Source organism: Proteiniphilum saccharofermentans, from assembly GCF_900095135.1.
Taxonomy (GTDB): domain Bacteria; phylum Bacteroidota; class Bacteroidia; order Bacteroidales; family Dysgonomonadaceae; genus Proteiniphilum; species Proteiniphilum saccharofermentans.
Genome location: NZ_LT605205.1, coordinates 3,248,494 through 3,261,409 on the forward strand (window position 1 = coordinate 3,248,494; position 12,916 = coordinate 3,261,409).

Here is a 12,916-nt window from a genome sequence, read left to right on the forward strand (position 1 = left end):
CTCTTTTTATCACCCAGGACCTTTACCGGCAGATTTGGCGAATATGATGGATGCACATTGTTTTTTGGAGATAAAATAGTTATCTTTGTGGGTTATAGCAAAGGTTATATGAGTAATTCAAAACAGATCGAAATAAAAGGGGCACGCGTCAATAACCTCAAAAACATCGACGTAAACATTCCCCGCAACACTTTTACAGTTATCACGGGACTCTCCGGATCAGGAAAATCATCACTGGCATTCGACACGTTGTATGCCGAAGGGCAACGGCGTTATGTAGAGAGCCTTTCAGCTTATGCACGGCAGTTCCTTGGACGCATGAACAAGCCGGAATGTGACTATATACACGGCATTCCTCCCGCCATCGCCATCGAACAAAAGACCACTTCACGCAATCCGCGTTCCACGGTAGGTACTTCTACTGAAATTTATGAATACCTGCGGTTGTTATATGCCCGCATCGGCAAAACCATCTCTCCCGTTTCAGGCATAGAGGTAAAACGCCATTACGTACACGATGTGGTGGCTAAAATGCAGGAATATCGCGAGGGAACACGTATGGCAGTGCTGTCTCATATCCAGTTGCGGAACGGGCGTAATCTGCGCAACCAGTTGGAGATACTGCTGAAAGAGGGTTTTACCCGAATAGATGTAGGAGAACAGTTTTACCGTATTGAAGAACTGCTGGAACAGAATAAATTACCGTCGGAGAACGAGGTGTTGCTGGTAATCGACCGCCTCTCCTGTTCCTCCGACAAGGCGACAATGAACCGGCTGTCCGACTCGGTGGAAACTGCTTTTTTGGAAGGAGATGGTGAATGTATTGTCCGTTTCTGGGGTGAAAACGGAATTGAATCATTCACTTTTTCCAATCGTTTCGAAGCGGATGGCATTACTTTCGAAGAACCGACCGAGATGATGTTCAACTTTAATAGTCCCGCCGGTGCATGCCCCAAGTGCGAGGGATTCGGAAAGGTAGTAGGTATTGATGAGAATCTGGTAATCCCCGACAAGAGCCTCTCGGTACAGGAGGAGTGCGTACAGTGCTGGAGAGGGGAAAAGATGAGTGAATGGAGGCAGGAATTCGTACATAATGCCTATAAAGTCGATTTTCCTATCCACCGGGCTTATTACGACCTGACGGATACTGAAAAGGATATCCTCTGGAACGGTCGACATGACCTCGGCATTTACGGGATCAACGATTTTTTCGCAATGCTTGAGAAAAACCTCTACAAGATACAATACCGGGTCATGCTGGCCCGTTATCGTGGAAAGACCGGTTGCCCCGTGTGCAAAGGTTCACGACTCAAGAAAGAAGCATTTTACGTAAAGGTAGGCGGAAAATCGATCACCGAACTGGTAGTGATGCCGGTCACCGAACTGAAGGCATTTTTTGATCAACTTACATTGAACGAAACCGATGCTGCCATTGCGGAGCGCCTTCTTACAGAGATACGTAATCGGGTGCAGTTCCTCCTGAATGTCGGACTGGGTTATCTCACCCTCAACCGCCTTTCAAATACGCTCTCCGGAGGTGAAAGCCAACGCATCAACCTGGTATCGTCATTGGGTAGCAGTTTGGTGGGCTCGCTCTATATCCTCGACGAACCAAGTATCGGACTCCATTCACGCGATACCTATCTGCTGATCGGTGTATTGCGCGACTTGCAACAAATGGGAAATACAGTCGTAGTGGTAGAACACGATGAGGAAATTATCCGTGCAGCGGATTATATCATCGACATAGGCCCCAAGGCAGGTCGATTGGGAGGTGAGGTAATCTACCAAGGCAATGTAGCCGAGTTGGAAGAGAAAAGCGACAGCTATACCGTCAAATACCTTACGGGTGAAGAGGAGATTGAAATACCCAAAGTCCGCCGTAAATGGAACAACTATATCGAAGTAAAGGGAGCCCGACAGAATAACCTGAAGAATATCGACGTGAAGTTCCCCTTGAACGTGATGACCGTAGTAACAGGCGTCAGTGGATCGGGTAAATCATCTCTTGTGAATGATGTGCTTTTCAATTCATTACAACACCATTATAAGGGTACTGCGCTGGAGCATGCCGAATTCAACGGTATCGGCGGAGATCTCAAGCTGATGAAAGGAGTGGAATACGTAGACCAGAATCCTATCGGGAAATCATCACGCTCCAACCCGGTCACCTACCTCAAGGCATTCGACGAAATCCGTAAACTTTATGCCGCACAACCGCTGGCAAAACAAATGGGTTTCTCTCCGGCCTATTTCTCGTTCAACGTGGAGGGAGGACGTTGCAGTGAATGTAAAGGCGAAGGTACCATCACCGTGGAGATGCAGTTTATGGCCGACATCCGGCTGGAATGCGAATCGTGCCACGGTAAACGGTTTTCTGACGAAGTGCTGGAAATAGAATATAAGGGAGCGACTATTCACGATATATTGGAGATGACGGTCAACCAGGCGATCGACTTTTTCGGGCAACAGAAAGGAACAACGGAGAAGAAAATCGTGAAGAAAATGCAACCGTTACAAGATGTGGGACTGGGGTATATCAAACTGGGACAGTCCTCCTCCACCCTTTCCGGTGGTGAGAACCAACGTGTGAAACTGGCCTACTACCTGGGGGAGGAAAAGGCGCAACCAACTGTTTTTATTTTCGACGAACCGACTACCGGCCTCCATTTTCATGATATCAAAACATTACTACAAGCATTTAACGCTTTGATAGAACGGGGACATACCGTAATCATTATCGAGCACAATATGGAAATCATCAAATGTGCCGACCATATTATCGATATCGGGCCGGAAGGAGGTAAAGCCGGCGGACAGGTCGTATGTGAAGGTACCCCGGAGCAGATCGTCCAATGTGAGCAATCTCATACAGGCCGTTTTTTGAAGGAAAAACTACATTAAAACGGGCAAGGGATAAAGGTGATTTGTAAGAGAGTTCATACTTACCACAGGTTTCTCAATATCCAATAAGCAATTATTACGGCCAACAGGACAACAGCCGCCCACCTGCCGAAAAAGAATTTTTCAACTCCGGGGAATCGTTTTTTCCCTCCAAAATATTGAAGGTAAATACCCAGAAAAATATAGGGAATCGCTAATACCATAAATGCATTGTACTTCAATGCGGCTCCTATATTAAAATGCAAAAGACTATGGACAGCTCTCTGCGACCCACATCCCGGACATTCATAACCGGTAGCGAGAAGAAAAGGGCATTTCGGGAAAAGAGGTTGTGCTTCCGGATCGAAAGTGTAAAAAATATAAAGCGCTGCCGTAACTAATACAGCTACGGCAGCACCTATTCCTATTTTTAGCCCTTTACGCACAACAGCGTCTAAAAATTATAACCGCTTGCATTGCTTTCGATAATATTCTCCATATATTCCGGCAAATTACCGGTAGCAAACATGATTATCCATAAGATCCAATACAGCAGCGCTGCTCCTACGGAGATCAGCGTCCACATTTTTGCTTTCCGGGCCATCTGCTCTGACTCTTCATATTTTCCGTTAAAGTAAAGTGAATCGACTTTTACGGCATAGATGATCCCCACAATTCCAAAAGGCATACAGCAAAAGAGAGTGGCCAAAATGGATTGCCACAGCCAGTTGCCGGGTTTCAACGAGGGTATGTCGTACGGTTGCTGCTCTTGAGGCGGCTCATTTCTATATTCCATTACAATATTTTTCTACGGTTAAGTATTCAACAGATCCTCCATACCGGCAAAGCCCGAAAGGGAACCGATAAATACAACAAACAATATGATAGCTATTATGATAAGTGCGATCCAACCAATGGCGATCCACATGGCAATCTTAGTCCATTTTGCCGCAGAACGGGAAGATTCCAGCGAAGCAGCGTAATCACCCCTGTTATAAAAAGATTCTACTTGCGCAGCATACACGATACCGATAATTCCAAGGAGGCTTAGGATACTACTGCAAAGCATAAACGGGAGGATGGTGACCAGGATCGACTCCACCAACCATGTCCTGGGCATTGGCTGAATTTGCTGTGTTTCGGTAGATTCTCCGGGCCGGTCATACCGGACAGTGGGCTGGCCCTCACCTGCCAGAGGCTTCTTGTACGCGTCGGAAAACAGGAAGTATAACTCTTCCGTCTCTTCTGCCCGTTTCCACTGCTCCATGCCTTGTGTCCACACAAGTGTATCGCGTTTTATCCCTTCTTGTCTCAATTCTTCGGGCGAAAAGGTTCCTTTTTGCTTTCCTTCAGCGTCAATATAAAAATAACGGTTCATATATCTTTCTTTTACTGGTAATCTTCAATTATATTAGTCGTTTTGAGTCGCCTTCGCTCCTCGATTGTTAATTCTCGCAACGGTATAGTCCGAGTAAACTCGTCTTCTACTCATTGCTTAACGAAAACGTTCCGATGTAATTTGTAATGAACGGATAGTCCGCCCGTTTTCATCGTTGTAAACATATTCAATGGTCACATTGTTCTCCTTGAAAATACGGAGATCAGGATTCGATGAAAATTCTTTTTCGATATTTTCCTTTAATGATTGTAATCCGTTCTCGACTAACGAATCGGGATTTGATGTATTCAATACCGTATAACGATAGCGAAATATATTCCCCTGTATCACCGAAGCCTCTTCAAACCGGGTGTACTGGTCGAGCATTACCGGAGCCGACATATTGAGGTTGACAGCCATCTCCTCAAGTTTCTTTGTAAGTGCTTTTTCATTCGAGTTGCACTGTATAAAAGACAAAGAAAGGAAGACAATAGAAAGAATAAAAATTATTTTTCGCATACTTTAGTTTTATACCACAAAAATAAAAAAGTTTAGGAAAGATAAAAAATATGAAGCGTTAAAAGCATTCGGCAGAATGTCTCTCGACACTCTGCCAAACATGTTAACCTTAAATCTAATACTATTATGAAAAAACCACGATGCAAATATAAAAAAGAAATTAAATCTCAGCAAATAATTTCAATAAAAAATAAAAAAATATCGTTTTTTGTCAAATTGTAAGCAAAATTAGACAACCGGCAAACCCATTCCTGTTATTTTGCGGTATAAATCAAGCGCATAGACATCGGTCATACCAGAAATGTAATCGATCACCGATTGAGTTTTGCCATAAAGGGTCGTAGAATCGGTTTCATACTGCTCCGGAATCCTGTCAAGAAGAAGTTTTGAATAGGCATGTTGGGGATTCCGAATGGCATCCGTGAAAACATCCAACAGATATCCAATAATCCGGTAACCGGCCAATTCAATATCGAGTACATCTTTAGATCGATATATATATTGCAGGGCAAATTCGGCACATCGTCCATAAGCCTTTGCTATCACAGGGGAAACATTTCCGATAAGTGTGCCGGAGAATTCCCCTGCAAGGATCTGCTCTTCGTTTGCAAGAAAGAGTGCCGAACATTCACCGACCAACAGGCCGATCACAGCGGAACGCAAATAGGCGATCTGCTCGTTTACATCGGTCACGTATGATAAAATCCTCACACATCGCTCTCGGCTCTCACCTTCAAAAAAACCGAGGAACAGTTCTATGGCCTTCTCTGTAGTTAATAGACGTAACTTGTGTGCATCTTCGATATCCATCACCTGATAACAGATGTCATCGGCAGCCTCCACCAAATACACCAATGGATAACGGACAAATCTCAACGGATACTCGTTTTGTTTGGCTACACCCAGGTCTTCCGCGATTTGACGGTAATCATCCTCTTCCGAAGCAAAAAAACCAAATTTATTTTTGCCACCGCTTAATTCCGAAGAATAAGGATATTTTACAATAGAAGCCAGCGTGGAATAGGTCATTGCAAAACCTCCCTCCCGCCTTCCCCTGAACTGGTGCATCAGCAACCGTATGGCATTGGCATTCCCTTCAAAGCAGGTGAAATCGCTCCAGCGACCCCCTTCCTGCTCCACCTCGCCCTTCAGAAAAGCTCCCTTTCCCTCAGAAAAGAAAGTGGAAATCGCCTTTTCACCCGAATGGCCAAACGGCGGATTTCCCATGTCATGCGCCAGGCATGCAGCAGCGACAATTGAGCCGATCTCTTCGAAATGGGCTTCTGATCCGGGATATTTTTTTCGCAATTCACGTCCTACGTTTTCTCCCATGGAGCGGCCGACACTAGCGACCTCCAGGCTGTGTGTCAGTCGATTATGCACAAAAATGCTTCCCGGCAAGGGAAATACCTGCGTCTTGTTCTGCAACCGGCGGAAAGGCGACGAGAAAATCAACCGGTCATAATCACGTTGATACTCCGTGCGTTCATGTTTCTTCGCATTCTCATAATGCTCCATTCCAAACCTCTTTGCAGATAATAAACGTTCCCAATCCATACGATTTTGTTTATATAGACAAAGATAACACCAACGTTTTCGTTAAGCAAGAGCAAAACAAATAAATTTGTTTTGCCGAGCGCAGAAAACGCCTAAGTAATTGAACTATCCGAAAAATTGGATCATTGACATTTTTTTGATAAGATTATCGTTATGATACCTGTAGAATTTCCACAAATAAGAGTAAATTTGTGCCTTAATTACAGAAAGGTTTTTCAATGACTGATATTATCAAGCACGAATGTGGGATTGCGGTAATCCGCCTCCTCAAACCCCTCGATTATTATTATAATAAGTATGGGAGCTGGCAATACGGGTTGGACAAGATGTACCTGCTTATGGAGAAACAGCACAACCGTGGCCAGGAAGGAGCGGGACTGGGTGCTGTGAAGCTGGAGGCTTCTCCCGGCAATGAGTTCATCTTCAGAGAAAGGGCACTGGGATCAAGTGCCATCTCGGAAATTTTCTCCCATGTACACACATCATTCCAGCAATTCTCAAAAGAACAACTGAGTGATATCGAATTTGTCAAGACATCGGTTCCTTTTGCTGCGGAACTCTTTATCGGGCATCTACGGTACAGTACTACCGGCAAGAGCGGTCTCAGCTACGTGCATCCGCTCCTGCGCCGTAACAACTGGGCTTCAAGGAGCCTTGCTTTAGCGGGGAATTTCAATATGACCAATGTGGATGAAATGTTCCACCAACTCCTCCAGGAGGGACAACATCCGCGCGATTACGCCGATACTTTCGTCATGCTGGAATCACTCGGCCATTATCTGGACCGTGAAGTACAATACCAGTACGATCACCTGGATAAAGAACAGATGACCGGCCAGGAAGTGAGTCATCAGATAGCCGAGAAACTCGACATCCCTTCGCTTCTGAAACGCGCTTCCGGAATCTGGGACGGCGGCTATGCGCTCTGCGGCCTGATTGGTTGTGGTGATGCTTTTGTGTTGCGTGATCCTTGGGGTATCCGCTCGGCCTTTTATTACCACGACGATGAAGTGGCGGTAGTGGCATCGGAACGTCCGGTTATCCAGACGGCATTCAACTTGAAGAAAGACGATGTGCATGAACTCAACCCGGGTGAAGCCCTGATTGTAAAGCGCAACGGCTCCATCAACCTGCATCAGATACAGGAAAAGAAGAAAAAGATCACCCCTTGCTCTTTCGAACGGATCTACTTTTCACGAGGCTCCGACCATGACATCTATCTGGAACGAAAAAAACTGGGAGAATTGCTGGTTCCCAAGATCATGGAAGCCGTAAATGGCGATTTCGACAATACGGTATTCTCTTTTATTCCTAACACTGCAGAAGTAGCTTACTTCGGCATGTTACAGGGATTGGAGGATCATTTCAATCATAAGAAGGCGCTCACGATCCTTGAAAAAGGAAACTCACTAAGTAAAGAAGAGATTGACGCAATCCTTTCCAAACGGGTACGTTCCGAGAAAGTGGCGATCAAGGATATCAAATTGCGGACCTTTATTGCACAGGGAAATACAAGAAACGACCTGGCCGCACACGTCTATGATGTGACCTACGGATCATTAAGAAGAGGTGTGGACAGCCTGGTGATTATCGACGACAGCATTGTCCGCGGGACTACACTCAAACAGAGCATCATCAAAATACTGGACAGGCTCAATCCGAAAAAGATCATCATCGTATCCTCTTCACCACAGATACGTTACCCTGATTGCTACGGAATAGACATGTCGAGGATGAGCGAATTCATTGCTTTCAAAGCAGCCATTGAACTGTTGAAGGAGCGTGGCATGCAGTATGTGATCGACGAGACATATAAAAAATCGGTAGCACAGCGGCATATGAAGAAGGAGCATATTGTGAATTATGTAAAGAATATTTACGCTCCTTTCACCGATGAAGAGATTTCCGACAAGATAGCACAGATGTTGACATCCAAAGATATAAAAGCTGAAGTGAAGATCGTCTTCCAAAGCATTGAAGACCTCCATAAGGCATGTCCCGGTCACGGTGGCGACTGGTACTTTTCGGGCGACTATCCGACTCCCGGCGGGAATCGGCTTGTAAACAATGCGTTTATTAATTATATCGAAGGCCAGGAGAACAAATCCCACCAATATTCGTTAAACTTCTCAAAGAGCAGCGAATGATTGAACGCATCATTATCATAGAGAATGTGGATCCGGTTGTCTTTTTCGGCATCAACAACAGCAATATCCAATTGATCAAGACACTATATCCCAAGTTGCGTATTGTGGCTAGGGGTAATGTGATCAAGGTGATCGGCGAGGAGGAAGAACTTATCGGTTTTGAGGAGAAGATCCACGAGTTGGAGAAGTTCAGTAATGAAATGAATGTGCTGAGAGAAGAAGATATTCTGGATATGGTAAAAGGCAAGGCGCCTGCTATCGTGAATGTGGACAATCTGATTATCCACGGCCTGAACGGGAAGCCTATCTTAGCCCGTACTGCCAACCAGAAGAAACTGGTAGAAGCGTTCGACGAAAACGATATGGTATTTGCCATTGGCCCGGCCGGTTCGGGAAAGACTTACACAGCCATCGCACTGGCAGTAAGAGCACTCAAGACAAAAAAGACACGAAAGATCATCCTGAGCCGTCCCGCCGTGGAAGCAGGTGAAAAACTGGGATTTCTGCCCGGGGACATGAAAGAGAAGATCGACCCTTATCTGCAGCCGCTCTATGATGCGCTGGAGGATATGATTCCTCCCCTGAAACTGAAAGAGTATATCGAAAGCAAAATCATACAGATCGCCCCGCTTGCTTTTATGCGGGGACGTACATTGAACGATGCCGTCATCATCCTTGACGAAGCGCAGAATACCACCAAGCCGCAGATAAAGATGTTCCTGACACGGTTGGGATTGAACGGCAAAATGATCATTACAGGTGATATCACGCAGATCGACCTGCCACACTCGCAGCAGTCGGGATTGATCCACTCCATGCAAGTACTGAAGGGTATCAAAGGTATCGGCAGGGTAGAGTTCAACAAGAAAGATATTGTACGCCATAAACTTGTACAGAAAATAGTGGAGGCGTATGAGAAAAGTGAAGAATGAAGAATGAAAAGTGAAAAGAAATATCAGAGCCAATATTCAAGTACCAGGACTGTTTAGAATAAATAGCAAAGAACAAAGAATAAAGACAATTTGAAATATAGGATTTCAGAATTCAAAATTCTCCACTTCTCAACTTCTTTGACTTCTTGACTTATAAGTTCAATCAAATTAGTAAATTAGTAAATCATCAAATCAAATAATATGGATGCATTGACAAGAACAGATTACAATTTTCCCGGACAGACGGGTGTGTATCACGGAAAAGTACGCGATGTATACAGCATCGGTAATGAGACACTGGTAATGATTGCCACCGACCGTATTTCGGCATTCGACGTAGTACTGCCAAAAGGCATTCCATATAAGGGACAGGTGCTGAACCAAATCGCAGCTAAATTCCTCGATGCCACAGCCGATATTGTGCCTAACTGGAAAACAGCTTCCCCCGACCCGATGGTGACGATAGGGCATCAGTGCGAACCCTACAAGGTGGAGATGGTAATCCGCGGTTATATTACCGGCAGTGCATGGCGCGAGTATAAAAAGGGGACACGTATGTTATGCGGCCTCCCCTTACCCGAAGGATTACGTGAGAACCAGAAGTTCGAAACACCTCTGATTACCCCTACCACGAAAGCTGATGAAGGACATGACGAGAATATCTCGAAAGAGGAGATCATCGCACAGGGATTGGTCAGCAGGGAAGAATACGAACAACTGGAAAAATATACTTATGCCCTGTTCAAACGTGGCACCGAAATGGCAGCCGAGAAAGGACTGATCCTGGTCGACACTAAATATGAATTTGGCAAGAAAGAAGGCAAGATCTACCTGATCGACGAGATCCATACCCCCGATTCATCACGCTATTTCTACAGTGAAGGCTATCAGGAACGTTTCGAAAAAGGCGAAGAACAAAGACAGCTCTCTAAAGAATTCGTACGCAAATGGCTAATGGATAACGGATTTCAGGGACAATCCGGACAACAGGTACCCGAGATGACCGATGAATACTGCCGGAGCGTATCGGAACGATATATAGAATTGTACGAGAAAATTGTAGGCGAAAAATTTGTGAAAGCCGATACCGGCAATCTGGTATCGCGTATTGAAAAAAATATTACCGAGTATTTGCAAACTCACTAATGGTTATATGTCCAATCAGCTACAAAGACTACAAGAATGGCTTACAAAGTAGAAAAGGTAAACCCTTATAATCCCGACCAGCCGAAGAAGGAGCAGGTAAAGCGGATGTTCGATAGTATCGCCCCGAAATACGACAAACTGAACGGAACACTGTCACTGGGGATTGATGATTATTGGCGGAGCGATGCGCTGAAAGAACTAAGGAAATATCCCCACAAACAGTTATTGGATATTGCCACCGGTACGGGAGACTTCGCGGTCCTGGCACAGAAGATACTACAGCCGGAGAAGATCACGGCGGTGGACATATCCGAAGGGATGATGAATATCGGCAAAGAAAAAGTTAAGGCAAAAGGATTGCAGGATATCATCACCTTCGAAGTACAGGACTGTGCAAATCTCACTTTTGCCGATAATAGTTTTGATGCAGCCACCATAGCTTTCGGAGTACGTAACTTCGAAGATATCGACAAAAGCTTTCAGGAAGTACTCCGTGTATTGAAACCGGGCGGCCTGTTTCTCTTTATCGAACTCACTACGCCACAAGAGACTCCGATGAAACAACTATATGCCACATATACCAAACATGTAATGCCGGTTCTGTCGGGGATTTTTGCTACTGAACAGCGTGCATACAACTACCTGCCCGAATCAATTGCCGCTTTCCCACAGGGAAGAGAGATGATGTTGATATTGAAAAAAAATGGTTTCACCAATATCCGGTTAAGAAGGTATACGCTCGGGATCGTCACCCTTTATATGGCTGAAAAACCTATTCATGTGGAAAGGTGAAAAGGTGGAAAGGTGAATTTCGCGATTTATTAATTTGATAATTTTCCATTTTTAGTTTACAGATGGATACTTACGGCTTGATTGGCTTTCCCCTGAAACACTCTTTCTCGGCGAAATTTTTCACTGAGAAATTTAATCGTGAGGGGATCGGTGCAGAATACTTGAATTTCGAAATCGAGGATATTCAGGAACTCCGTCATATCCTTCTTTTCAACCAACAACTGAAAGGTTTAAATGTAACCATTCCCTACAAGGAACAGGTAATCCCCTTTCTGGATGAAATCTCACCGGAAGCACAAAAAATTGGTGCTGTGAACGTAATCAAAGTGGAGAGGAGGCCAGGAGATATGTATTATTACAAGCTTGCCGGTTATAACACGGATTACATAGGATTCAAACGGTCAATTGCGCCGCTGATAGATCCGGCATCTCACAGAAAAGCACTGATATTGGGTACCGGTGGAGCATCGAAAGCAGTTGCCCAGGCGCTTACAGACATGCAAATCGAATGGAAACAGGTATCACGTACTCCCGGGAATAACAAATTTACCTATAGCAGCCTTTCGCAAGCGATCATTTCAGAGTATACCCTTATTATAAATGCTTCCCCGGCAGGCACCTTCCCTGAAATAGATCATTGTCCCGATATACCCTATAATCTTCTCTCGTCCCGCCATTTATTGTATGATCTGATCTACAATCCCGAAGAGACACTTTTTCTGCAAAAAGGGAAGGCACAGGGTGCCACGACCAAGAACGGCAGGGAGATGCTGGAGCTTCAGGCGCTGGCTGCCTGGGAGATATGGCAAAAATAACCGCCCCCTTACTTCTCTCAGTAAAGGGGCGATCGCGTCCTTAGTCATTGTATTAAGAAGAATATGTTAACTAAGAAATATATAGAGGTGCGATAGTGTAGTTTGTTTGTTTTTTACAATGACATCGGAATTTCTGTTTCTTCCTGTTGTTGTTCCTGAGAAGCTGGCGGTGCTACTTCTTCTCCTTCATTATTCAGGTAGAATACTTTTTCAGACTGATCCGCCTTACTGGTACCCTTCACCTCGGTGACAGCTTGCTCTGCGTTGTATTTCAAAGAGGTGATATCATAGGTCTCGGCAATAGTACGGATAGTTGCCTGTACTTTTTCATTCAAATCTTCCAACTTAACATTCACAAATCCGTTGTCTTGCATCACTTCCGACAATTCAGCCGATGGAGTTTCCTGTTCTATTGTTCCTGTCTCTTCGGACTTTGCCGGAGCTTCTACTTCTTTTCCTTCAGCATCAAGATAAACTTTCTTGACAGACTGATCATCTTTTTTCGTAAGTTTCACTTTTGTGAGTTGCTTCTCCGCATTGTACTTAAGCGATGTTATATCATATTCCTGAGTAAATGCGCTGATCGCTGCCTGAACAACTTCGCTAAGATCCTGCAACTGCACTTCAACAAAACCATCATCGTCTAAAACTACTGCCACAGTGGGTTGTTCTTGGATAGCATGTGCTTTATAGACGTTTGTCGTAATAAGCATACCTGTAATAATTGCGACTGATAAAATAACCTTT

General features: G+C 44.7%; 12 protein-coding genes. 6 read left to right on the top strand and 6 right to left on the bottom strand.

Going from position 1 to position 12,916, the window contains the following annotated elements; translation table 11 throughout:
• Nucleotides 1–108: 108 nt before the first annotated feature.
• Entirely contained in the window at nucleotides 109–2,904 is a 2,796-nt protein-coding gene (gene uvrA, locus PSM36_RS12690) for an excinuclease ABC subunit UvrA (protein WP_076932248.1), read from the top strand.
• Between the two features lie 41 nt (nucleotides 2,905–2,945).
• Here uvrA and PSM36_RS12695 read toward each other — a convergent pair whose 3' ends face one another.
• The 5 genes from PSM36_RS12695 to dgt all read right to left on the bottom strand — a co-directional run bounded on the left by PSM36_RS12695 (nucleotide 2,946) and on the right by dgt (nucleotide 6,337).
• Nucleotides 2,946–3,329, bottom strand: coding sequence for a DUF2752 domain-containing protein (locus tag PSM36_RS12695; protein WP_076931233.1), 384 nt, complete (start codon nucleotides 3,327–3,329; stop codon nucleotides 2,946–2,948).
• 8 nt (nucleotides 3,330–3,337) lie between these two features.
• Nucleotides 3,338–3,679 carry a CD225/dispanin family protein gene (locus tag PSM36_RS12700; RefSeq protein WP_076931235.1) on the bottom strand — a complete coding sequence of 114 codons (342 nt, stop codon included), beginning with the start codon at nucleotides 3,677–3,679 and terminating at the stop codon, nucleotides 3,338–3,340.
• Nucleotides 3,680–3,697: 18 nt separating this feature from the next.
• Nucleotides 3,698–4,261 (bottom strand): GYF domain-containing protein, encoded by a 564-nt coding sequence (locus PSM36_RS17235; protein WP_083711051.1) that lies wholly within the window; start codon nucleotides 4,259–4,261, stop codon nucleotides 3,698–3,700.
• A 117-nt stretch (nucleotides 4,262–4,378) separates the two neighbouring features.
• A complete protein-coding gene (locus PSM36_RS12715) occupies nucleotides 4,379–4,780 on the bottom strand; it encodes a hypothetical protein (RefSeq protein ID WP_154671025.1) in 402 nt (133 codons plus the stop codon).
• A gap of 228 nt (nucleotides 4,781–5,008) precedes the next feature.
• Nucleotides 5,009–6,337, bottom strand: a complete 1,329-nt coding sequence (dgt, locus tag PSM36_RS12720; RefSeq protein ID WP_076931239.1) for a dGTP triphosphohydrolase — start codon at nucleotides 6,335–6,337, stop codon at nucleotides 5,009–5,011.
• A gap of 218 nt (nucleotides 6,338–6,555) precedes the next feature.
• On the opposite strand from dgt, the gene PSM36_RS12725 reads away from it, so the two are divergent.
• From PSM36_RS12725 to PSM36_RS12745, 5 genes are all read left to right on the top strand, one after another.
• Nucleotides 6,556–8,484, top strand: a complete 1,929-nt coding sequence (locus tag PSM36_RS12725; RefSeq protein WP_076931240.1) for an amidophosphoribosyltransferase — start codon at nucleotides 6,556–6,558, stop codon at nucleotides 8,482–8,484.
• Nucleotides 8,481–9,416, top strand: coding sequence for a PhoH family protein (locus PSM36_RS12730; RefSeq protein ID WP_076931241.1), 936 nt, complete (start codon nucleotides 8,481–8,483; stop codon nucleotides 9,414–9,416). The genes PSM36_RS12725 and PSM36_RS12730 overlap by 4 nt, the downstream gene beginning before the upstream one ends.
• A 201-nt stretch (nucleotides 9,417–9,617) precedes the next feature.
• A complete protein-coding gene (locus PSM36_RS12735) occupies nucleotides 9,618–10,562 on the top strand; it encodes a phosphoribosylaminoimidazolesuccinocarboxamide synthase (RefSeq protein WP_076931243.1) in 945 nt (314 codons plus the stop codon).
• Nucleotides 10,563–10,598: 36 nt separating this feature from the next.
• Entirely contained in the window at nucleotides 10,599–11,354 is a 756-nt protein-coding gene (gene ubiE / locus PSM36_RS12740) for a bifunctional demethylmenaquinone methyltransferase/2-methoxy-6-polyprenyl-1,4-benzoquinol methylase UbiE (RefSeq protein ID WP_076931244.1), read from the top strand.
• A 62-nt stretch (nucleotides 11,355–11,416) separates the two neighbouring features.
• Nucleotides 11,417–12,169: a shikimate dehydrogenase family protein gene (locus tag PSM36_RS12745; protein ID WP_076931245.1), complete on the top strand. Its 753-nt coding sequence runs from the start codon at nucleotides 11,417–11,419 to the stop codon at nucleotides 12,167–12,169.
• A 113-nt stretch (nucleotides 12,170–12,282) separates the two neighbouring features.
• Here PSM36_RS12745 and PSM36_RS12750 read toward each other — a convergent pair whose 3' ends face one another.
• Complete coding sequence (locus tag PSM36_RS12750; protein WP_076931247.1) at nucleotides 12,283–12,882, bottom strand: hypothetical protein; 600 nt, start codon at nucleotides 12,880–12,882, stop codon at nucleotides 12,283–12,285.
• Nucleotides 12,883–12,916 lie beyond the last annotated feature (34 nt).

Bases quoted from the DNA above. Each gene is read 5' to 3' on its own strand.
- uvrA (WP_076932248.1), top strand. From the start codon at position 109: ATGAGTAATTCAAAACAGATCGAAATAAAAGGGGCACGCGTCAATAAC.
- PSM36_RS12700 (WP_076931235.1), bottom strand. From the start codon at position 3,679: ATGGAATATAGAAATGAGCCGCCTCAAGAGCAGCAACCGTACGACATA.
- PSM36_RS17235 (WP_083711051.1), bottom strand. From the start codon at position 4,261: ATGAACCGTTATTTTTATATTGACGCTGAAGGAAAGCAAAAAGGAACC.
- PSM36_RS12715 (WP_154671025.1), bottom strand. From the start codon at position 4,780: ATGCGAAAAATAATTTTTATTCTTTCTATTGTCTTCCTTTCTTTGTCT.
- dgt (WP_076931239.1), bottom strand. From the start codon at position 6,337: ATGGATTGGGAACGTTTATTATCTGCAAAGAGGTTTGGAATGGAGCAT.
- PSM36_RS12725 (WP_076931240.1), top strand. From the start codon at position 6,556: ATGACTGATATTATCAAGCACGAATGTGGGATTGCGGTAATCCGCCTC.
- PSM36_RS12730 (WP_076931241.1), top strand. From the start codon at position 8,481: ATGATTGAACGCATCATTATCATAGAGAATGTGGATCCGGTTGTCTTT.
- PSM36_RS12735 (WP_076931243.1), top strand. From the start codon at position 9,618: ATGGATGCATTGACAAGAACAGATTACAATTTTCCCGGACAGACGGGT.
- ubiE (WP_076931244.1), top strand. From the start codon at position 10,599: ATGGCTTACAAAGTAGAAAAGGTAAACCCTTATAATCCCGACCAGCCG.
- PSM36_RS12745 (WP_076931245.1), top strand. From the start codon at position 11,417: ATGGATACTTACGGCTTGATTGGCTTTCCCCTGAAACACTCTTTCTCG.
- PSM36_RS12750 (WP_076931247.1), bottom strand. From the start codon at position 12,882: ATGCTTATTACGACAAACGTCTATAAAGCACATGCTATCCAAGAACAA.